14 protein-coding genes are annotated in these 22079 nt (G+C 41.7%); 6 read left to right on the forward strand and 8 right to left on the reverse strand.

Going from position 1 to position 22079, the window contains the following annotated elements; genetic code table 11:
* Positions 1-6 precede the first annotated feature (6 nt).
* Together PDL71_RS17275 and prfA are read right to left on the reverse strand one after the other, a co-directional pair.
* The gene (locus PDL71_RS17275; protein ID WP_407523487.1) at positions 7-585 is read right to left on the reverse strand and encodes a hypothetical protein; all 579 of its coding nucleotides are present in this window, start codon (positions 583-585) and stop codon (positions 7-9) included.
* Positions 586-671: 86 nt separating this feature from the next.
* Positions 672-1736 (reverse strand): peptide chain release factor 1, encoded by a 1065-nt coding sequence (prfA, locus tag PDL71_RS17280; protein ID WP_407523489.1) that lies wholly within the window; start codon positions 1734-1736, stop codon positions 672-674.
* 132 nt (positions 1737-1868) lie between these two features.
* Here prfA and PDL71_RS17285 point away from each other — a divergent pair, with 132 nt between their 5' ends.
* Positions 1869-3044, forward strand: a complete 1176-nt coding sequence (locus PDL71_RS17285) for an amidohydrolase family protein (RefSeq protein ID WP_407523491.1) — start codon at positions 1869-1871, stop codon at positions 3042-3044.
* Here PDL71_RS17285 and recO read toward each other — a convergent pair.
* Both recO and PDL71_RS17295 read right to left on the reverse strand, forming a co-directional pair.
* Positions 3041-3781, reverse strand: coding sequence for a DNA repair protein RecO (gene recO / locus PDL71_RS17290; RefSeq protein WP_407523494.1), 741 nt, complete (start codon positions 3779-3781; stop codon positions 3041-3043). The two genes, PDL71_RS17285 and recO, sit on opposite strands and share 4 nt — an antisense overlap.
* 74 nt (positions 3782-3855) lie before the next feature.
* Positions 3856-6153 (reverse strand): two-component regulator propeller domain-containing protein, encoded by a 2298-nt coding sequence (locus tag PDL71_RS17295; protein ID WP_407523497.1) that lies wholly within the window; start codon positions 6151-6153, stop codon positions 3856-3858.
* Between the two features lie 195 nt (positions 6154-6348).
* Here PDL71_RS17295 and PDL71_RS17300 point away from each other — a divergent pair, with 195 nt between their 5' ends.
* The 5 genes from PDL71_RS17300 (at position 6349) to PDL71_RS17320 (ending at position 15165) form a co-directional block, all read left to right on the forward strand.
* Positions 6349-8691, forward strand: a complete 2343-nt coding sequence (locus tag PDL71_RS17300; RefSeq protein ID WP_407523500.1) for an efflux RND transporter permease subunit — start codon at positions 6349-6351, stop codon at positions 8689-8691.
* A gap of 190 nt (positions 8692-8881) precedes the next feature.
* A complete protein-coding gene (locus tag PDL71_RS17305; RefSeq protein WP_407523503.1) occupies positions 8882-11974 on the forward strand; it encodes a SusC/RagA family TonB-linked outer membrane protein in 3093 nt (1030 codons plus the stop codon).
* A 20-nt stretch (positions 11975-11994) separates the two neighbouring features.
* Positions 11995-13527 (forward strand): RagB/SusD family nutrient uptake outer membrane protein, encoded by a 1533-nt coding sequence (locus PDL71_RS17310; RefSeq protein ID WP_407523506.1) that lies wholly within the window; start codon positions 11995-11997, stop codon positions 13525-13527.
* A gap of 17 nt (positions 13528-13544) precedes the next feature.
* Positions 13545-14111, forward strand: coding sequence for a hypothetical protein (locus PDL71_RS17315; RefSeq protein WP_407523509.1), 567 nt, complete (start codon positions 13545-13547; stop codon positions 14109-14111).
* 34 nt (positions 14112-14145) lie between these two features.
* The gene (locus PDL71_RS17320; protein WP_407523511.1) at positions 14146-15165 is read left to right on the forward strand and encodes a fasciclin domain-containing protein; all 1020 of its coding nucleotides are present in this window, start codon (positions 14146-14148) and stop codon (positions 15163-15165) included.
* A gap of 70 nt (positions 15166-15235) precedes the next feature.
* Here PDL71_RS17320 and PDL71_RS17325 read toward each other — a convergent pair whose 3' ends face one another.
* From PDL71_RS17325 to alaS, 4 genes are all read right to left on the reverse strand, one after another.
* The gene (locus PDL71_RS17325) at positions 15236-16375 is read right to left on the reverse strand and encodes a redoxin domain-containing protein (protein WP_407523514.1); all 1140 of its coding nucleotides are present in this window, start codon (positions 16373-16375) and stop codon (positions 15236-15238) included.
* A 25-nt stretch (positions 16376-16400) separates the two neighbouring features.
* Positions 16401-17846 (reverse strand): Asp-tRNA(Asn)/Glu-tRNA(Gln) amidotransferase subunit GatB, encoded by a 1446-nt coding sequence (gatB, locus tag PDL71_RS17330; RefSeq protein ID WP_407523517.1) that lies wholly within the window; start codon positions 17844-17846, stop codon positions 16401-16403.
* A 103-nt stretch (positions 17847-17949) separates the two neighbouring features.
* The gene (locus PDL71_RS17335; RefSeq protein WP_407523520.1) at positions 17950-19014 is read right to left on the reverse strand and encodes a PDZ domain-containing protein; all 1065 of its coding nucleotides are present in this window, start codon (positions 19012-19014) and stop codon (positions 17950-17952) included.
* A 342-nt stretch (positions 19015-19356) separates the two neighbouring features.
* The gene (alaS, locus tag PDL71_RS17340) at positions 19357-21975 is read right to left on the reverse strand and encodes an alanine--tRNA ligase (RefSeq protein ID WP_407523522.1); all 2619 of its coding nucleotides are present in this window, start codon (positions 21973-21975) and stop codon (positions 19357-19359) included.
* Positions 21976-22079: the final 104 nt, after the last annotated feature.

The following is a 22079-nucleotide window of genomic DNA, read 5'->3' on the forward strand; positions in this document are numbered from 1 at the left end:
AGCATCTTATCTGCCAAATAATCCTTTTGCAATATCCATCAATCCTCCACCGCCGCTTTGCTGTGAAGCACCACCCTTCACCATATTAATTACATCATTCAAATCCGTATCGCCATCACCATCTCGGTCAAGCCCGCCTTGTGTTACTTTGCCCAGCAATCCCTGAATATCCAATCCTTTACTGCTACCTCCGGTAAGCGAACTGAAAATTCCCTGCAAATCAAAACTGTTATCATTCGGGTTATTGGTTTTAGAAATAAAATTCTGTAACACACCGGGTAACAGGTTGCTTACAATACCTCCCGCCTGTCCTTCATTTAATCCGAATTTATTCATGAGGTTACTAACTGCATTACCGCTTAATTGAGATGCCAGCGAATTGTTTTGCAAATCACCTCCTGCACCGCCCAGCAATTTCAGTACATCTTTAAACTGACCGCCTGCCAATGCATTTTGCAAACCACCGGCAATACTGTTGGTTACTTCACCCACTGCTTCGTCGTTACGTTCATTGGGAATATCAGGATTATTAATAATGGCACTGCCTGCCTGTTCTTTTACAAGGTTAAATAGTTGTTCTAACATAGTTGTAAGTTTTAGGTGAAAAATAGAAGCAGAAAGGTAGCCTAAAAAGCTACCTTTTATAACGAACTCAAAAAAAAATTCTCAAATTAATTTTGTGTTGCCAGCTTCTCTGCATTTTCAGCAAACTGAAGTGCATCAATCAGCTCTTCAATTTCGCCGTTCAGCACCGCATCCAGGTTGTAGAGCGTTAAGCCGATACGATGATCCGTAACCCGGCCCTGCGGAAAATTATAAGTTCGGATTTTTGCTGAACGGTCACCTGTGCTCACTAAACTTTTACGCTGCCGTGCAATTTCTTCCTCCTGCTTACGCACCTGTTCTTCATACAACTTGGTACGAAGCATCTGCATCGCTTTTTCCCGGTTAGCCAGCTGTGTACGTTCTGTTTGGCAAATCACCACAGTACCAGTGGGCAGGTGGGTGAGCATTACTTTTGTTTCAACCTTGTTTACATTTTGTCCACCGGCACCACCACTTCTGGCCGTTTCCATTTTTACATCACTCTCTCTTAATTCAAAATCTATTTCTTCCGCTTCGGGCATCACAGCTACAGTAGCAGCGCTTGTATGTACACGACCGCTGCCTTCCGTAGCGGGCACACGCTGTACACGATGCACACCGCTTTCAAATTTTAAAATACCATACACATCATCGCCCGTCACTTCCAGTTGCACTTCTTTATAACCGCCCACCGTTCCTTCATTCTCACTCAAGATGGCAGTTTTCCAACCACGCTTTTCACAATACTTAATGTACATACGCAACAAGTCTCCTGCAAACAAACTCGCCTCATCACCACCCGTACCTGCACGAATTTCAAGAATCGCATTCTTATCATCCTGCGGGTCTTTCGGAATCAAGAGTTGACGTATGTATTTTTCTGTTTGTTCTTTCTGTTCTTCCAGCCCCGGCAATTCTTCTTTGGCCAGCTCCCGCAATTCTTCATCATTTCCATTCAACGCTTCTTTATAACCGGCCACATCATTAATCAGTTGCAGGTATTCTTTGCGGGCCTTCACAATTTTTTCCAGACTACGGTACTCCTTACTGAGTGCAGAAAATTTTTGATTGTTGCTTACAATCTCCGGATTGGTTAAAGCAACTCCTACTTCATCAAAACGTGCCTGTATGGCTTCTAACTTATCTAACATTAATCGCTTATTTTTATGTTTCCGGCTGAAGTGCTGATAAGTTACATTCGTTGCGTCGCACTCTTGTGCTGCATCAACTCTATTCAGCTTTTTTCGTGACCGAAGGGCAGCAAAGTTAACAGAAATCAACGCATGGCATACAGGAAATTCAAAGCAACAAAACTATTTGACGGTTATCGTTTCAGAAATGAAAACGAAGTGCTTATTACTACAGAAGAGGGACTCATTGAAGCAATTGTTTCAACAGATGAAGCAGGTGATGATATAGAACATTTAGAAGGCATTCTCACTCCGGGATTGATTAACTGTCATTGTCATCTGGAATTGAGCCATCTTAAAAATGTGATTCCCCCGCACACAGGTTTGATTGAATTCTTATGTTCTGTAGTTACCAAGCGTGGCTTTGAACCTCACATCATACAGCAGAAAATTGAAAAAGCGGAAAAGGAAATGTTTGACAATGGTATTGTGGCGGTAGGCGATATTGGCAACACTGCTGATACTGCATCTATAAAAAGTAAAAGCAAGATCCGCTGGCAAAATTTTGTAGAAGTTTTAAGCTTCACAGATGAAAAAGCAACTGAAAATTTCAATCACTACAAACAAATAGCGAGTGAAATGGAGGAGGCACTTCGTACTTCGTACCTCTTACATCGTACTTCTTTGGTTCCTCACGCTCCTTACAGCATTTCGCCCAAAACATTTGAGTTGATTAATGCCGCAACAAAAAATCAAATCATTTCTATACACAACCAGGAACATCCGGCAGAAGATGAATTATACAAAACAGGCGGTGGTGATTATTTAAAGTTGTTTAAAATATTTGGTATGGATGCCTCACCATTTCCTGTTACAGGAAAGAGCAGCATCCGTTCCGTGTTACCGCATTTCAACAACGGCCAAACTATTTTCTTAATTCACAACACCTACATGCCGGAAGAAGATATTGTTTGGGCCAATGAATATGCAGCAAAAAACAATCTCAAACTCATCTATTGCTTTTGCATCAACGCCAATCTGTATATCGAAAATAAAGTGCCACCGGTGGAATTGTTTTTAAAACACAATTGCCAAATGGTGTTGGGTACTGATAGTTATAGCAGCAACTGGCAATTAAGCATCGCTAAAGAAATGCAATCCGTCTTACAACACACATCACTTACACAAGAACAGATTTTGCAAATGGCAACCGGCAAAGGTGCCGTAGCATTGCAATGGGATGATGCATTGGGAAGTTTTGAAAAAGGGAAGAAGCCGGGGAATGTATTGGTGAAAGATGATTTCACTTCATCAAGAAGAATTATTTAAGCCAGAACAGTTTGCAACACCTGCAATGTTTTCATTTTTCCAAACTCAGGAAGATGCAAGGCATAAAATGTTTCCAGGGCTTCCAGTACAGCCCTGCGTTGTAAATGATTCATCGGTACTTCACTGAGTTCGGCAGGTTGCATTACTTTGAGCAGTTCAAACAGGAGCGACGCAGTTTTACCATCCACATAGTACGCATGTTGCGGATACGACTCTGTAAATTTTCCTTCCTGCAAATCCAGCACCGGTAACTGTTCTTCATCATTCAATTGAAACCCAAAGAAAGTAGCCAGGTGCAATGCAAAATAAATAGACATTCCGGCTGTCTCTGTTTCATCAGCAACATCCAGGTGCTTCAGGGCCTCTTCAGCAAAATAAAAAAGATCAGGATTGTTTTCCGGTTGTTTAATACACTTCTGTAACAGTTCAATCATATACAGCAGTACACAATTTTTAATCACATCACTCATCACCCGTTTGTACAAATAGCTCCACTTAAATTCTTTGATGTGCTGCAGATGTTTGAGTTCATTATGATAAACCACCAGTTCCAGTACAGCACCCGGTTGAAAATAATTGGCTTTGCCCGATCCTTTTTTGGTAGCCGTTCGTACGCCTTGTACTATATAACTCTGCAATCCGAATAACTCTGTATAGGCAGTTACAATCAAACTGGTTTCACCATACTTTACTGCACGTAGAATAATAGCCTTTGTTGTATGTAATGGAGTACTCAAAAGAAATGATTGCGATTCATTAATATGGGACTGATATAAAGCACTGCTATCGACCGTCGACTGTCGTCTATGGACTACTTCACAAACACAATCTTTGTTCTTGCTTTTTCTATACCTGCTTCATCTATAACCAATACAAAGTAAACACCACTGCTTACTCGTTGTCCTTTGTAATCATTCCCATTCCACACAGCTTGTCCGCCTAATGCTCTTGTTTGATAAACAAGCCGTCCGTTGAGTTCGGTAATTTTTACAAATGAATTATTCGCTAATCCACGAACAGCAATCTGTCCTTTGTATCCGCTTGGTACAGGATTGGGAAATACTAAAACATTTTCATTTTTTTCAGTGCCTACAGTAGCAGTACTTCTGTAACTGCATATACCGTTGAATGTAGAAAAAAACACTTCACCGCTTACAGGATCAATGGCAATTCGTATGATTTCATTGCTCAGCAGCGGACTGTTTTCGGCAGTGAAACGCTTAATCACTTTTTCGCCATCAGGACTAATAAGCCAAATACCATTACGGGTGCCCACCCATTTACGGTTAGCTCCATCCACCGCTAATGCTCTTACTTCTTCATCCTGGAAAAGTAAACCGGCAAAATTATCAAACTGTACTACCGGTTGAAACGTTTCGCAGGCATTAGAGCTGAACACTTCGCCCGGGCATTGTACAATGCCGATGCCTTTATCAGTACCCAGCCATATAAACCCATCTTTATCTTTTACGATATCATTCACCACATTACTCGGCAGGTTACCATTACCTCTGCCCGTGCGGAACCATTTCCAGCGGTCATCACCTGTATTATCAATGGAACTGCCATGATTAAACACATAAACACCATTACCCTGCGGCACCTGTATCCATTTTTGATTGGCATCATCAATTACAATTTTTCCCACCATATTATCCTGGATCACAAAAGGCACCCGCATTTGTTTCCAGGTACCATCAGCTTTCTTCACTACAAAATTGTTAGGTGCCCCAAAATTGCTGATCCATAAATTGTTTTCTTCATCAAAAGCCAAACCTCCTACCCTGTAACTGCCGGGATCACCAATTGTTTCGCCAATAACAGAACCCTGTTTATAAATTTTATATTTCGCAGCACTTTCAAATTCCACCAATCCACCCCGGAAAGATCCTGCATATATTTTTTTATCTCTCGGGTCAACAGCCATTGTTATAATATCCTGTACCGTATCCATCCAGGGAAGATTATTACGGCTGTAATTGGTCCATGTATTATTTTGATAAGTAAAAAAGCCTGTATAGTTAAACCGGTAATTCCAGGATTCATTAATACTTCCTCCGCCTACAAACAATGTGTTATTGGTAAAAAGCATGCCACCATCCAAAGGACCAAATGGAGAATTCAAGGATGTTACAGAAGCATTTGTTCCTTTAAACCGAACCAGGCCTTTGCCAAAATCTGCCACCAGTAATTCTGTTCCGTCTTTGATAGCATGATAAGGAAACTGCAGTACGTTATTATTGGTTATAACATCAGTATAAGTATTAAGAGTGGTATTAAAAACAAGAATGCGTCTGAATGCCCAGTTGACACGCTCTTCACAAATAAGAATTTCATTGCCCGCAACCGTAGTACTTACCCAACGATGATCATCTTCAAATACCTGTGACCACACAGTACCATTAAGCACAAACAAACGGCTTCCCTGGTGTGCATATAATTTATTATTTACCCATAAAACATTTTGCACAGCTCCGGCCGGTATGCCATTACTCAGCAATGTCCAGTTACGGTAGTCAGAAAGATTGGGAGCTGTTTGTACCGCAACTTTTACTCCTTCATCAGTAGCGGCATAAAAGCGTGTTGCATCAGCCGTAAACCCGTTTACTTTTACAGCCGCTCCGTTATTGCCGATGTAATAGGTATTGCTGATTTCATATTTTTTGAGATCAACTACAATCACACCCAGTCCGGTTGATAAATAAGCTTTATCGCCCAGGAAAAAAATATCCTGTATGCGTTTATCGCCGGTTACATTGCTGCGAAGGATGTAGGGAATATTTACAACACTGTTTTTATTCATCACATCCAGGTTGCTGTTGTTGTAAGCAATGAGAAGCTGCTCCGTAGCATTATTGTAACGGATAGTGCTGATGCCGATATCATTCAACCCGTTTACTTTGGAAAAACGTTCTATAACATTATCTGTTTTGTCAACACGAAAAATCCCAAACTTAGAAGCCGCATAAATATGATCAGCTGATGCTGCAACTCTTAATGCAGGTTGAAATTCCAGGTGTTCTCTCCATTCACCTACCGGCTGGAGCTGTGCAAAAACACCGGAGGCTGAAAAAACAAACAGTAAACAAATGAGGTAGCGAATAATCATCCCTTCAAAAGTAATTTTTTTTAGCGATGGTGCTGATTTGTTTTAATGGTTACACTATTGAATCTCTCAGTTGATTCAACATAACCAGACTATAAAACTGTAATGATACCCGTTTATTGGGAAGCCTCACGGCGATTGGGCAATATTCCGTACAAATGCCGTTTCTTTGCCCTGCTTTTAAACAATCAATCTGTTATGTGGTATCAATTAGGAAGATGGATTTTGAAGAATCGTTTGTGGATGTTGCTGCTGGTTCTGGCATCAACGGGTGTAATGACTTTTTTTGCTTCAAAAGTGCAGTTGAGTTATGAGTTTGCTAAAGCGATTCCTGTAAACCACCCTAAGTACAAAGAATATGTTGCGTTTAAACAGCAGTTTGGTGAAGATGGCAACCTGCTGGTAATGGGTTTTGAAAATAAATCCATTTTTGAAGCTTCTTTCTTTAATGATTTTGTACAACTGCAGAAAAACATCCGGCAGGTGCCGGGTGTAGAAGATGTGCTGAGCATCAGTAGTATGGTAGAACTGGTAAAAGACAGCGCTTCTGAAAAATTAAAAGCTGTTCCTGTATTTGCAGATATGATTCTCAGCCAATCAGCTATTGACAGTGCCATTGTAAAAATGGAGCAACTTCCTTTTTTCAAAAACCTGCTCTACAATCCGCAAACAAATGTTTACACCATTGGTGTACGCATTAACAAAGAAGTGCTCAATTCAAAAAAACGAAATGCAGTTGTTGCCGGCATTAACCAACTGGCAGAAGCGTTTGAAGCAAAACATAAGATTGATATTCACCTGAGCGGATTGCCATTGGTACGTACAGTAATGAGCACCCGTATTGCAGATGAGATGAAATTGTTCCTGCTGGGTTCTGTGTTACTCTCGGCTGTTATTCTGCTTTTGTTTTTCCGCTCCTTCAGCGCTATGTGGCTGAGTATGGCAGTAGTAGTTATGGGTGTTATCTGGAGCCTTGCCACCATGGTATTGTTTGGTTATAAGATTACCTTGCTCAACGCCTTAATTCCGCCGTTGATTGTAGTAATTGGTATTCCCAACTGTATTTACTTTCTCAACAAGTTTCATACAGAGTATAAAGCTACCGGTGATAAACAACGATCACTCATTAACATGGTAGGCCGCATGGGTGTGGTTACTTTGTTTTGCAATATTGCAGCTGCTATCGGCTTTGCCGTATTTGCATTAACAGATAGTGCCGTATTAAAAGAATTTGGTATAGTAGCCGGCATCAATATTATGGTGTTGTTTGTTATTTCATTTCTGTTCATTCCTGTTGTGCTGAGTTATTTACCTGCACCCAAACCAAGACATGTACGTTACCTGGAAAATGAACGTTTAAATAAAACGTTGCTGCGTATAGAAAACTGGGTTTTTGATCATCCTAAATACATTTACTCGGCCACCATCATTGTGATTGTGTTTTCAGTCCTTGGCATCATGCGTTTAAAAAGTGTGGGCTACATAGTGGATGATTTACCTAAAAAAGATGTGCTCTATACCGATCTTAAGTTTTTTGAAAAACATTTTGGAGGTGTAATGCCACTTGAAATTGTGGTAGATACCAAACGCAAACAGGGAGTTACCCGTCAACTGCAAAACCTAGTGCGGATTGATTCGCTTGTACAATACCTGCAGCAAAGACCGGAAATGGGCAAGCCCCTTGCCGTAACCGAAGGACTTAAGTTTGCCAAACAGGCTTATTATGACGGTGATACACTCAATTACGCCTTACCCAATGAATTTGACCTTGCTTTCCTGGCGCCTTACCTGCAAACAAAAGGGGATACAAGCGCCAAAGCCACTAACCTTGGCAAACTGGTAAGCAGCTTTATGGATAGTTCCAAGCAGCGGGCACGCATCAGCGTAAGCATGGCCGATGTTGGCAGCGATAGTTTACCTAAAATTCTAAAAGCAATTCAAACCCGAACTGACGAGTTGTTTGATACGGCCCGTTACAATGTGCAATTAACCGGCACGAGTGTTACCTTTTTAGAAGGCAGCCGGTTTATCATCAATGGTCTTAAGGAAAGTATCATTTGGGCTTTTGTACTCATCGCCTTATGTATGCTGTACCTGTTCCGGTCCTTTCGTATTCTTGTTTGTTCGTTAATTCCCAATATTGTTCCCCTGGCCTTAACGGCCGGCATCATGGGCTGGGCAGGTGTGCCGCTCAAACCCAGTACCGTGTTGGTGTTTAGTGTGGCATTGGGTATTGCCATAGATGTAACCATCAGGTTTTTAATCAATTACAAACAGGAACTCCCGGCTAATAGTAACCAGGTAGTACCTACCGTACAACAAACCATCCGCCATACCGGCATCAGCATCATCTATACATCGCTGGTTTTGGTGGCAGGCTTTGTGATCTTTTGTTTTTCTGATTTTGGAGGTACACAGGCCCTCGGATGGCTCACATCTTTAACCTTATTGGTAGCGATGGTTACCAATTTGATATTATTGCCCGTATTACTCCTTACAACCTCTGGCTATAAACGTCAAAAAAAGCAGGAAAATGGCTGATTTTCAATGCAGCAATGTTTCTAAAAAATTGTCTTAAGTTAAACAAAACTTTAGCAAAACCTGTTAAATTCGCAAGACTTTTGGGAAGCTCGTCTTCCGCCAACATTTTTTGAAGCAAGTATATCGATTGGCTAACTGTAAATCACCCTTTTAGATTGTAAACAATTTTCATTTAAAAACCCAAACGAGTATGAGAAAACTTGTATGCCTCTTGTCGCTGTTTGTAGTATGCGCATTGCATCTTACAGCACAGGACAAAACTGTTACAGGAAAAGTAACAGATGAGAAGGACGGCTCTCCTCTTGCAGGAGTATCCGTAACGGTGAAAGGTACTAACACAGGTACCACAACAAACTCAGACGGTACGTTCCGTTTGAGCGTTCCAGCCAGTGCCAAAACACTGGTATTTTCATTTGTAAACTACGACAATGTGGAAGTTGCACTGGGAAGCAGAAGCAATTTCAACATTTCACTTACTTCTAAAGACAAAAGTCTGCAGGAAGTAGTGGTAGTAGGTTACCAGCAGCGTAAAAAAAGAGATGAAGGTGGTGCCATTTCTTCCGTAAAAGGAAAGGAAATTGCCAATCTTCCCAACGCATCTGTGGATCGTGCCCTCCAGGGTCGTGCTCCAGGTGTATTGGTTCAGGCGAACAACGGTATCCCCGGTGGTGCTATCAACGTACGTATCCGTGGTACAGGTTCTTACCTCTCCGGTAACCAACCACTTTACATTGTGGATGGTGTACAGGTAAACGTAAGAAACGATGCCTCTTTTACACAATCAAACCCGCTTGCATTTTTAAATCCTAACGACATTGAAAGTATTGATGTACTGAAAGATGCGGCAAGTGCTGCCATCTATGGTGCACAAGCCTCTAACGGTGTTGTGATCATTACTACTAAAAAGGGTAAGGTAGGTAAAACAAAGTTCAACTTCAATGCTTACTATGGTACTGCAGATCTGATGCGTAAATTGCCGGTGCTGAACTCACAGCAGTTTACTGAAATGCGTGCAGATGCGATCTTTAATTCCAGCATTCAAACAAACCCTGCTTTTACTTATTTACAGGCTCAACGTAATGCATTGGCTTTATATGCGGGTGTAACAGGTGTTAGCCAGGCAACTTTAAATACGTTTGATCAAAAAAGAGTTGATTCTTTTTACTCAGCTCTTCCAAACTATGACTGGCAGGATCTGGCTTTTCAACGTGGCCAGATTCAGAACTATGATTTAAATATGAGTGGTGGTAATGATAAAACCACTTTCTATTTAGCAGGTTCTTATAGCTATCAAAGTACAATTGTAAATAAAGTTGACTTTAAGCGTTATACTTTGAATTCAGACATTACGCATAAAGCAACTGATAAGCTTACTGTTACTTCCAAAATCAACCTCAGCTCATTTGAGCAGGCATTGCCTTTTGGTGTGAGCGGTTCTTTCCTGGGTAGCCCTGCATTTGCAGCATCTACGATCATTCCTGTAAACCCTGTTCGAAACGCTGATGGCTCTTATTTTGGTTTGCCTCCCGGACAAGCTTTGGCAGGTGTATTAAACCAGAATATTATTGCTGTAAATGATTTCAACTCCGGTTTCCAGCGTACGAATCAGTTAGTTGGTTCAATCAGGCTTGATTATAAAATCAACAACTGGTTAAGCTATGGTTCTTATTTTGGTTTGGACTATAGATTGGTTCAGGGTAATCTTTACCGTGATCCCCGTACCAATGATGGTTTTGGTGTAAGAGGCCGTGGTACTGTACAAAGTACATGGAATACCAACTTCCTCACTACTCAAACCCTCAACTTCAATAAAACCTTTAACAAAAACAGGTTTGATGGTCTTTTAGGTTTAGAATATCGTCGTGATATCCAGGAGTCAATCAGCGCTGCAGGTGTTGGTTTCCCTTCTTTCCAATTTACAACCATCAATGCTGCAGCTACACCTGAAAGTGTAGGCCAGTTCTGGACAGGTTACAAGCGTGTAGGTTATTTCGGACGTTTGAACTATGCTTACGATAATCGTTATGCATTGTCATTTGTATTGCGTCGTGATGGTTCTTCCCGTTTCGGTGCCAACTTCCCCTTTGGTTGGTTCCCGGGTGTAATTGCCAGCTGGAATATTGACAATGAAAAGTTCATGCAGAATGCCAACTGGGTAAGCACACTCCGTCTTCGTGGTTCTTGGGGTGAAACCGGTAACGACCAGATTGACAACTTTGCTTCCAGAACTTTATATGGAATTATTGGTGGTCAAGGTCAGTACAGCCAGGCACAGGGTATCAATTACACAAGTTTAGGTGATCCCAATATCCGTTGGGAAAGAAACGAAACCATCAACATTGGTGTGGACTATGGTTTCTTCAGCAACCGTATTACCGGTTCAGTGGAATTATACCGTCGTCGTTCTAAAGACATGCTTTTACCTCGCCAGGTTAGTTGGTTAACAGGACAAAATGATGTGGTGCAAAATGTAGGTGTGATGGACAATAAGGGTGTGGAACTTGGTTTAACCGCTGAGATCTTCCGTCCTAAAACAAGTGATGGATTCCGCTGGAGCACTACCTTCAACTTTACCTTTAACTACAACTCTGTTGTAAGCATCTATGGTGGTAATAAATTCCTTCCCGGTGATCAATCATTTGCTGTAGGTCGTTCTATTAACAGTGTTTATACCCAGTTATCTGCCGGTGTAAATGCCGCTACAGGTCGTCCAATGTGGATTGATACTTTCGGAAATATTACCTATAACCCCTTGTTACGTGACCGTCGTTATATTGGTGACCAGGAGCCTGATTTCTTTGGTGGTTTAACTAATACCTTAAGCTTTAAAGGATTTACACTGGACGCTTTATTGACTTATCAATACGGTGCCATATCAACAGATGGCCAGGTAAACTTTATGCTGGAAAACTCGGCCCGTCTGGCACTGAACTCTCTCATTAACACTTATAATGAGCGTTGGAAAACGCCAGGACAGGTAACCGGTTACGGTCGTCCTATTAATGGCGGTGCTGAGCAGGCAGGTGCACAGTTAGCAGCAGGTGCCAGCCGCTTATGGCGTAAAACTGACTGGGTTCGTTTGAGAGATATCCGTTTGAGTTATGACGTATCACCAAGTGTGTTGAGGAAACTCAAACTGAATACACTGCGTGTATATGTACAAGGTCAAAACCTCTGGACACGTACTATCTGGTTGGGTTATGATCCTGAGTTTGTGGGGGCCGCTACAGGTATTATCCCTCAAACCAAGAACTATAATTTCGGTATCCAATTAGGATTTTAATCATTTAAAGAAGAAAGTATATGAAACATATTCGTTATAAATTCCTTTGGTTGGTTGCCCTGGTTCTGGCATTTTCGTCTTGTAAAAAGACACTTGAAATTGATCCAAGGCAGTCCATTGATATCAAAGATGCATTCAGCAGCAGGGATAATATTAATGCTGCGATTACCGGCATCTACGGCCGATTAAAAAACCTTCGTGTTTATGGTCGTGATTTAATTGCATTACCAGAAGCTTTAGCTGATAATGGTTTTGTAACTCAAAAATCCGGTCGTTTAATCGGTGAAACAATTAATAACCCCGGTGCTCATTTTACAGGCGGTTTATACCAGCAATCCTACTATGCAATTGCTGAAATTAACCTGGCTTTAGCAGCAATCCCATCTGTACAAGGTACACCTGCCATTACACAGGCAGAACGTGATAACTGGGAAGGCCAATTGCGTTTTTTAAGAGCTTTATTCCTGCACAACCTGGTTCGTGTTTATGCTTATGATCCGGGTATGGGTGTTGCCGGTCAGGACAGAGGTGGTATTCCTATTACGCTCAGTACACCTACGACAGTAGAAGAAGCTGTTAAAGTATTAGGACCCCGTGTAACAGTTGACTCTATTTACAATGTAATCTACAATGATTTAAACAGAGCAAACACACAACTTGCCAACTCATCTTCTGCAAGCGTATTTCCACAGTTTGCAACAAAAGTTGCTGCACAAGCATTATTTTCCCGTGTAGCACTTTACCGTAGGGACTATACAAACTGTAAGCGTTGGGCAGATAGTGCCATTAATTTTGCAGGCAGTCGTTTAGTTACTGCGAGCTCTGTTGTGCAATCATGGAGAAACCCGGTGCATTCAGAATCTCTGTTTGAAATCCGTTTTGCCAACCAGGCTGAAAATAATGGTGTAAACGAATCGCCTCAAACAACCTTTACTACTCTGTTGATTCCTGGTAACCCGGGTGTAGTAGGCGGCTTTGGTGACCTGGTACCTCCTCCTGCACTTCGTACGGAGTTGGGTATTGCCGGTGCCTTTGGTCCTGCTACCATTACCAGCCGGACAGATGATGCAAGAAACCTTTTATATGAAGTAGGTTCTCCTGCCCGTGGGACAGCCTATGTAGAATGTACCAAGTTCATAGGCAAAAATGGTTTCCCGAATCTTGATAACATTCCAGTAATAAGAATACCGGAAGTGTTTCTGAACAGAGCAGAAGCGATGTCTACTCCTGGTTCACCTGTATTTGATGAAACAGCTGCCCGTAATGATCTGATCAGATTAAAACAAAACCGCTATACATCTTATGCTACCTCTCAGCAAACATTTGATGCCGGTTTAACAGGTTCAGCACTTTTTGAAGAAATCATCCGTCAAAGAAGATTGGAATTTGCCTACGAAGGGCACCGCTTCTTTGATCTGAAACGTTTGGGTCGTGATATTATCAACAAAGCTCAAAGTGCAAATCTTTTATATACAGACTTCAGAATTTTGGCGCCGTTCCCAGTTCGTGAAGCGGATTTAAATCCCGGTCTGTTACAGAATTTTGGTTACTAATTTTAAAATGATCTGATATGAAGAATAAATTAAAAATATATACAGCAGCTGCGGTTCTGATGGCATTCCTGTTCAGCAGTTGTATTAAACACGAAGAGCCAATCTTTACCGGCAGCATTGTGGAATTAGATTTGGCAACCTGGACTGCCAAAACCGGAGGCAATCCTTTTCCAATTGTAAACCGTATTCCTACGTCATTCGGAAGGGCTTTATTAACTACTAACAATCCTGCCACAGGTTTGCCTTGGGATCCTGTAGTTAATCGTGCCAATGTAGCCCCTAATGATACTGTACGTATGCGAATTAATGTGGTAGGTCCTCAAAGTTCAACACCGCAGGTGATTAATGTAAGAGTTGCTTCTAACTTCTCTACTGCTACACCGGGTGTGCATTTTGATTTACTGGATACACAGGTAACTATTCCTGCTAACTCCAGTTTTGGTGTGGCACGTTGGGTTATCCGTAACCCAGGGCCTCCTACAGTTGCAGGTACAGCAGTACTGGCCGTATTTGAACTTGTTGGAAATGATACTTTTAAACCCAGTGAAAACTTTAAATATCTGGGTTGGCTCATCCAACAATAATCTGCCATTCATTAACAGTTAAATGAAATTGAATATGAAATTGAAATTAATCGTAAATAGCCTGGTGGTAATGGCAGCACTGCTTTCCTTTACGTCCTGTGATAACAGGGAGCAGAATGTTACATATGCACCGGCCTTAACAGAAAATCTTTTTCAGACCGCTGAAAAAGAAGGAAACCTCACCATTTTTACTGCTGCCGCAAAACGTGTAGGCATTGATCAGGATTTAAAGTTCCTGGGTACTTACACTGTGTTTGCTCCTACTGATGCGGCTTTTACCGCAGCTGGTATTACCGCAGCTGCAGTTAGTAGTATGCCCATTGACCAGTTACGTGCAGTATTAAGAAACCATATGCTGAGTGGCCGTATCCTTTCTACGGATCTGGCTCCCGGTCCTAATGCTGTTTATGTTACATTACAAAGAGAAGTATTAAACTGTTCCTTTTACAGCAATAGTTATTTTCTTAATGCCAAGCGTGTGAACAAAACAAATATCAGAACACTGAATGGTGTGTTACACACCATTGATGGTGTTTTGGTGCCACCGGTAAATACGCTTACTGCTACAGCTGCTACCAATCCTAACCTCAGCTTCTTTGTTGCTGCAGTGAACAGGGCAGGCTTAGCAACTGCATTAAACGCATCTACTACCCTGCTTACAGTATTTGCGCCTACGAATGCTGCATTTATTGCTGCCGGCTTTCCTGATATAGCTGCTATCAATGCTGCTGATCCTACTACATTAGGTAACATTCTCCGTTACCATGTAATACCCAGCAGCACGCTTATCAACAGTACCATTACCTCTCCTTATAACAGGGCCGGTCGTGCATTTTCTGTTGATTTAACCAGCAACACATATGTTACTGCTTTGGGAGCTACCCCTACAGTAACTGTTGCTGTAAGCGGGACTGGTGTGACTGTTAGAGGTGCCAGCAACACTGCTGCTGCTACTGTAACAGCAGCTGATATTCTCTATTTTGCAGGATCTCCCGGTGCAAATGGAGTTCGTCCAGGTGTATTACACATCATCGACAGAGTATTGCTTCCTTAATTTATAACAGGAATCATAAAAAGAAAACCTCCGCAGTTGCGGAGGTTTTCTTTTTATAATCATCGGGTGGTTATTTCAACACCTGCCCCAATACATTTTCCAGGTTACTACCTCTCAACTCTGTTGCTATAATCTTTCCATCCGGATCAATTAAAACATTGTAAGGAATACCGTTAATACCGTACAAGGGAACTACAGCACTTTCCCAAAACTTAAGATCACTGATATGTGTCCAGGTTAAACCATCTTCTTTAATGGCCTGTAACCAGGGTTCCTTGGTTTTATCCAAGGAAACACCCAAGATGGTAAAGTTTTTATTTTTAAACTTATTAAATGCTGCTACTACGTTTGGGTTTTCTGCCCTGCACGGACCGCACCAACTGGCCCAGAAATCAACCAATACATACTTGCCTTTGAAGCTGCTGAGGGAAATGTTTTTTCCGTTTTCATCAGGTAATGAAAAATCAGGAGCTATGCTTCCAACACCCGGTTTTGATTCCTGCGCTTTTTGCTGATTGTTAGCATTGGCAACTGATTCACGGAATTGCTTTACTACCGCCTGTACACCGTTATGTTTGGGAAAGCGTTTTAATAAATCATTATACGCTGCTTCATTTTCCGGAAGTGTTTTGCCGGTGTTTAAAGAAACAGCAAACATACTTACCACGGGACTTTTATCTTCTGATGCCGTTTTAGTAACATAGCTGGTAAATCCATTTACAATCTGTTCGGCTTCTCTTTGCATCACCTGCTTCATGCTATCCGGCAAAGCAGTGTCTTGCTGAAGTTGTGTTTGTATGCCGAATATTTTTTGTTGTGTTACAGTAAGTGAATCTACAAAAATGCGCAAGCGTTCAGATGCTGCTGATCCTGTAATGCGTAACGAACGGCCATCCGTCCAGCTTCCTTTGAAGTTGATACTGCCTGCATCACTTACAACAAACAAAAGTGGTGCTGTTTGCTCATTGGGAAAACGGATCTGCAACAATGATTCTTCTGTAGTTTCTCCTTTAAGTGTAAAGGTTCCGTTGGTAACAGTAGCACTGTCAATAATACGGGGTGGCATATTATCATAGTTTACTAACTCCAGGTAAGCAAGTGTGGAAGGCGCATCTTTCAATTCTGCTTTAATGGTAAACTCCTTTTTACCGCTGTTATTACAGGCCATGAGTGCCATGCAAACAGCACTTGCTACTACAATTTTTTTCATGTGTGAATTTTATAGTTGTGAGTCTTTATTGTGATAATTTTTCTGTTACTAACTGATTCAGCAATTTAGGATCCGCTTTGCCTTTTGATTTCTTCATCACCTCACCTACAAACAAACCGATCAATCCTTTCTTACCTTTTTTATATTCCGTTACTTTCTCCGGCATGCTGCCGAGTACATCATCGATTAGCTGTGTGAGTGCATCTTCATTCCGCTCCTGCAGCAAATTCAAATTTTGTGCTAACTGCATGGAAGATTGGTCGGTGCCAATCATAGCCGGGAATAATTTCTGCACGGCCATGGTATGACTTACTTTTCCTTCTTCTACGATTGCAATCAATTCAGCCAACTGTTCATGCTTTAATGAAAACTGTTCCAACTCAAACTCCCGATCATTCAAATATGATTTTACAGGACCCAGTAACCAATTGGCGATTTGCTTGAATGAGGATGTATGTTTTGCGGTTGCTTCAAAATAATCACTCCATGCTTTGTCTTCTGCCAGCAAAGCTGCATCATATTCCGGAAGTTGGTATTGTGTCTTCAACCGTTCTTTACGTTGTGCCGGCATTTCGGGCAGGGAAGCACGAACTTTTTCAATAAAATCTTCTGTAATTATAAAAGGCGGCAAATCAGGATCGGCAAAATAGCGGTAGTCATTGGCATCTTCTTTAGTGCGGATGGCAAAAGTAGTTTCATCTTCGGCATTGAAACTCCTTGTTTGCTGCACCACCGGTTCTCCCTTTTCATGCAGTTCAATCAAACGCATCACTTCAAAATCAATCGCTTTCTTTAAAAAGCGTATGGAGTTGAGATTCTTCACTTCTACTTTCGTACCCAATTTTGTTTCACCTTTCAAACGAACTGAAATATTTGCATCGCAACGCATACTGCCTTCTTCCATATTACCATCACACACGCCCAGTGTACGAACCATTTTACGCAGCTCCGTTAAATAAGCCGCTGCTTCATCACCGTTATGAAGATCAGGTTCTGTTACAATTTCAACCAATGGAACGCCGGCACGATTGCAATCAACAACAGAATATTCTTCATATTGATCATGCATGCTTTTACCGGCATCTTCTTCCATATGAATCCGGTTGAGTTGGATCTTGCGTTCACCGGCTGCTGTTTTGATGGTAACATATCCTCCTTTACAAACAGGAGTTGTATGTTGTGAAAGCTGGTAGCCTTTCGGAAGATCAGGATAGAAATAATGTTTGCGTGCAAAATAATTGGTGGTTTCAATTTCACAATGACAGGCCAGCCCGATACGTACCGCCAGCTCAATAGCCTCTTTATTCAGCTTCGGTAATGTTCCGGGATGAGCTAATGTAATGGGACTTACATGTGTGTTTGGGGCTCCGCCAAAACCGGCATCATCTGCACTAAAGAGCTTGCTCTTTGTTAAAAGCTGGGCATGCACTTCCAAACCAATTACCGCTTCGTATTTATCGCTGTATTGCATAGAAAGAGCAAAAATATCCTATTTCAGCCGAAGCATTTGTAACATAGTTCACAAAAAAGCCCCGCCGGAAACGGAAGGGCTATCGATCAACATGAGAAAAGGTTTATGGTTCTAATTCAGCTTTTTTAAGTTCTTTGGGAATTTTCACTTCAATCGTTACCGGTTTACCGCCACGTTGTACTTTGATGTTCCATGTATTCTTATCTGTTGCTTCCCGCATGGCTTCCCTTGCATCATCTACATTATTGATTGCTTTGCCGTTGATTTCAGTGATCACATCTCCTTTTTGTAAACCATTCTTAGCTGCAGGTGAATCAGCATCTACTTCATCCACTGTTACACCTTTACCATCTTCCGTATCCTGAATGGTAGCGCCTAGTTTGGGACCTCGTTTGTAAAATTGAAAACCCTCTCCGCTAAAAGGAGGCATGATTCTCATTTCACGCAAACCATCAAACTGAAAATCAGGAATTTCAATAGGATCCATTCTGAATTGAAAACTTTCCGGCATTGAAAGCGACTTCAAAGTGGCTTTGGTGCTTTGCTTTTTTCCATCACGTAAATAGTCAATAGTCACTTCATCGCCCGGTTTGTGAGCACGAATGGCTTCTACCAGTTGCTCACTTTCTTTCATTTCCTTACCGTCTACCTTGGTAATAATATCGCCTTCCTTTAATCCGGCAGCAGCGGCTGCACTTTCATTGGAGACTTCTGTAATTTTTAATCCGTTGGAAACTTCATCGGTACTTACGCCCAGGAATGCACGTTTTTCCATTTTCAGTTTCATACCTTCCATTCTACGTTCCAGTTCCCTGCTCTTCTGCTCCCATTGCTTTGATTTATGTTGCCAGTCTCTCTGTTTCAACATAAGCTCTTCCTGTAATAAAGGCATCATGCGCTCATACACATGGGGCATGTGCAGGTAAACATCCTTATCATCAAACTCCCTGATGATGATGTTTCCATCTTTATCGCCCTCTTTGATTTCTTTACCATTCACTTTTACTTTATCCCCGTCAATTTCAATGACGGTCTTTTCATTTTTATCTCCTTTTTTCTGAATGATGATGCGCTCTGCTTTTTCCCGTTTCTGGGCAAATGATAAGGAACCCACTCCCAATTGTAAAGCCAGCAACAGCAGTGCGGCTTTGAATGTGATACGTTTCATACTATTAGGTTTTTTGATTGTTGAAAACGAATGTACGAAACATTTCCTAATTACGAAACATTTCGCATTTGTTAAAATTTGGCAATAAAAAAGCAGGCTGGAGCCTGCTTGCTTTGTGATATATAAAAGTTTAATGTGCTGTGCTATCGAAATATTTGCTTTAACCCCATCGGGGTGTTGATGTCAGTAGTACAATCAAATAATAAGAGCTTAAGCTCCGTAGGAGCGACATGTTTACAGTTCAGATTCGTAACATTTCGCCCTGATGGGGCTTGTTTTGCTTATCTGCTTTTCCCTACTAACGTTACGCCTCTCCGAGGCTCGTTAGACATAATCGCTTACTTATAATAATCCTTTCACCTTTTCAATCACTGTCTGCAAATTACCAGCTTCCTGGCCACCGGCTGTGGCCAATGTTTTTTGTCCGCCACCTCCACCTTTAATGAGCGGGGCAATATATTCCTTGATGATCTTGCCTGCATCTAATTGTTTAGCAGCTGCCACAGTTTCTGAAATGCCAACGGCCACAAAAGGCTTGCCGCCGATATTGGCGCAAAGCACTGCTACATAATCGTTGAGATTATTCTTCAGATCAAAACAGATTTTCTTGAGCGCATCTGCATTGCTCACTTCAATGATATCACCTACAAAGGTTACACCATTGATGATTTCATCTTTCTGCAACAGCTCGTTACGGATGGCTACCAACTGGCGTGCTTCCAAACCTTCGAGCCTTTTACGCAGCTCTGCATTTTCTGATTGCAAACTCTCTACTGCTTTCGTAAGATCCTTTGGATTTTTAAGCAGCTCACGGATTTCACTGATCAACACAGACTGGGTATTTATCAATTGCTCCGCTGCGAATCCTGTTACAGCTTCCACACGACGCACACCAGCCGCTACTGCACTTTCAGAAGTGAATTTGAAGAAACCAATTTCACCGGTGCTGCCTACATGTGTACCACCACATAACTCAATGGAGTAGTTAGGGTCCATAATCACTACCCGAACTACATCTGCATACTTTTCACCAAACAAAGCCATAGCACCCAAAGCAATCGCCTCTTCCTTGGGCATGGATTTGATCACTACCGGGATATTCGCCCTGATCTTTTCGTTAACGATCGCTTCTACATTCCGCAACTCTTCCTCTGTTAGTTTAGCAAAATGCGAAAAATCAAAACGTAAATATTCATCATTCACCAAACTACCCTTTTGTGCTACATGGGTACCGAGCACGGTACGTAAGGCAGCATGCATTAAGTGCGTAGCTGAGTGATTGAGTTCAGTATGCTTTCGTTGTAACGGATTTACTTTTGCTTCCACACCAGCAGCAATGGTAGCAGGAAGCTTCTCAGTAAAGTGAATGATGAGATCATTTTCTTTTTTGGTATCAGTAACTGCAATTTCTTCTCCATCAAAGATCAGCACACCTTTATCACCTACCTGTCCGCCGCTCTCTGCATAAAACGGTGTGGCACTTAATACAAACTGGTAATGCTCTTTGCCTTTTGCTTTTACTTTTCGGTATTTGAGTACATCAGCTTTTGTTTCCAGTGAATCATAGCCAATGAATTTATTCTCCGCTTCTTTCAATACCACCCAGTCCTCTGTATCAAGCGTGGTAGCAGCACGGCTTCTTTCTTTCTGTTCATTCAATGCAGTTTCAAAACCTTTCTCATCAATGCTCAGTTTGTTTTCTGATGCAATCAATCTTGTTAAGTCAATGGGGAAACCATAAGTATCAAATAATTCAAATGCTGCTTTTCCTTCAATAACTCCACCGTTTGCTGAAGCGATCATATCATCAATACGCTTCAGGCCTTTTTCCAGTGTTCGCAAAAACGCTTCTTCTTCTTCTTTCACCACTTTGGCTACAAAACCTTCCTGTGCTTTTAATTCAGGAAACACGTTTTCAAACTGTGCAGCCAACACAAAAACTAACTGATGTAATAAAGGCTGCTTATAGTCCAGGTAAGAATAATAATAACGAACCGCCCTTCTTAAAATACGACGGATCACATAACCGGCGCCGGTATTACTTGGCAATTGTCCATCAGCAATGGTAAAAGAAATAGCACGGATATGATCGGCCAATACCCTGAAAGCTACACTTTCTTTATCATCTCCACCTTTATAGATTTTGCCAACAATTTTTTCTGTAGCAGCAATCGTACCTGTGAAAATATCTGTATCGTAATTGCTTTGTTTGTTCTGCAACACACGGGTCAATCGTTCAAAACCCATACCTGTATCCACATGTTTGGCAGGCAATTGCTCCAGTGAACCATCTTTCAACCGGTTGAACTGGATGAATACATTATTCCAGATTTCAATCACCTGCGGATGATCATTGTTCACCAGTGTTTTTCCATCCACCAGTTTGCGTTCTTCATCTGTTCTGCAATCCACATGTATCTCTGTACAGGGACCACAAGGTCCTGTATCACCCATCTCCCAGAAATTATCTTTCTTATTGCCCAGCAAAATGCGGTCTTCCGCAATTACTTTTTTCCATTCATTGCAGGCTTCTTCATCTTTGGGTAATCCTTCTTTAGCATCACCTTCAAAAATGGTTACATACAAACGGTCTTTGGGAATACCATATACCTCCGTCAGCAATTCCCAACTCCAGGCAATGGCTTCCGTTTTAAAATAATCACCAAAGCTCCAGTTGCCCAGCATTTCAAACATGGTATGGTGATAGGTGTCCACGCCTACTTCTTCCAGGTCGTTATGCTTGCCGCTCACCCGCAAACATTTCTGTGTATCGGCAATACGTGGATGCACGGGTTTTTTATTGCCTAAGAAGTAATCCTTAAACTGGTTCATGCCTGCATTGGTAAACAACAAAGTGGGGTCATTCTTTACTACAATAGGGGCGCTGGGCACCACCTGGTGCTGTTTGGAAGCAAAAAAGTCTAAAAACTGCTGACGTATTTGGGCTGCGGTCATCATCATACAAAAAAAGGTTTGGGTTGATTTTTGCAGGGGAAGCGACTATATTTGTCAGCCTTCAAAAATCAATGGCGGCAAAGGTAAGCCTTGTAAACTGATTCAGATTA

Source organism: Lacibacter sp. MH-610 (assembly GCF_045780045.1).
GTDB lineage: Bacteria > Bacteroidota > Bacteroidia > Chitinophagales > Chitinophagaceae > Lacibacter.

Bases quoted from the DNA above. Each gene is read 5' to 3' on its own strand.
- prfA (WP_407523489.1), bottom strand. From the start codon at position 1,736: ATGTTAGATAAGTTAGAAGCCATACAGGCACGTTTTGATGAAGTAGGA.
- PDL71_RS17320 (WP_407523511.1), top strand. From the start codon at position 14,146: ATGAAATTGAAATTAATCGTAAATAGCCTGGTGGTAATGGCAGCACTG.
- alaS (WP_407523522.1), bottom strand. From the start codon at position 21,975: ATGATGATGACCGCAGCCCAAATACGTCAGCAGTTTTTAGACTTTTTT.
- PDL71_RS17305 (WP_407523503.1), top strand. From the start codon at position 8,882: ATGAGAAAACTTGTATGCCTCTTGTCGCTGTTTGTAGTATGCGCATTG.
- PDL71_RS17300 (WP_407523500.1), top strand. From the start codon at position 6,349: ATGTGGTATCAATTAGGAAGATGGATTTTGAAGAATCGTTTGTGGATG.
- PDL71_RS17310 (WP_407523506.1), top strand. From the start codon at position 11,995: ATGAAACATATTCGTTATAAATTCCTTTGGTTGGTTGCCCTGGTTCTG.
- PDL71_RS17295 (WP_407523497.1), bottom strand. From the start codon at position 6,153: ATGATTATTCGCTACCTCATTTGTTTACTGTTTGTTTTTTCAGCCTCC.
- PDL71_RS17335 (WP_407523520.1), bottom strand. From the start codon at position 19,014: ATGAAACGTATCACATTCAAAGCCGCACTGCTGTTGCTGGCTTTACAA.
- PDL71_RS17285 (WP_407523491.1), top strand. From the start codon at position 1,869: ATGGCATACAGGAAATTCAAAGCAACAAAACTATTTGACGGTTATCGT.
- PDL71_RS17325 (WP_407523514.1), bottom strand. From the start codon at position 16,375: ATGAAAAAAATTGTAGTAGCAAGTGCTGTTTGCATGGCACTCATGGCC.
- PDL71_RS17275 (WP_407523487.1), bottom strand. From the start codon at position 585: ATGTTAGAACAACTATTTAACCTTGTAAAAGAACAGGCAGGCAGTGCC.
- gatB (WP_407523517.1), bottom strand. From the start codon at position 17,846: ATGCAATACAGCGATAAATACGAAGCGGTAATTGGTTTGGAAGTGCAT.
- PDL71_RS17315 (WP_407523509.1), top strand. From the start codon at position 13,545: ATGAAGAATAAATTAAAAATATATACAGCAGCTGCGGTTCTGATGGCA.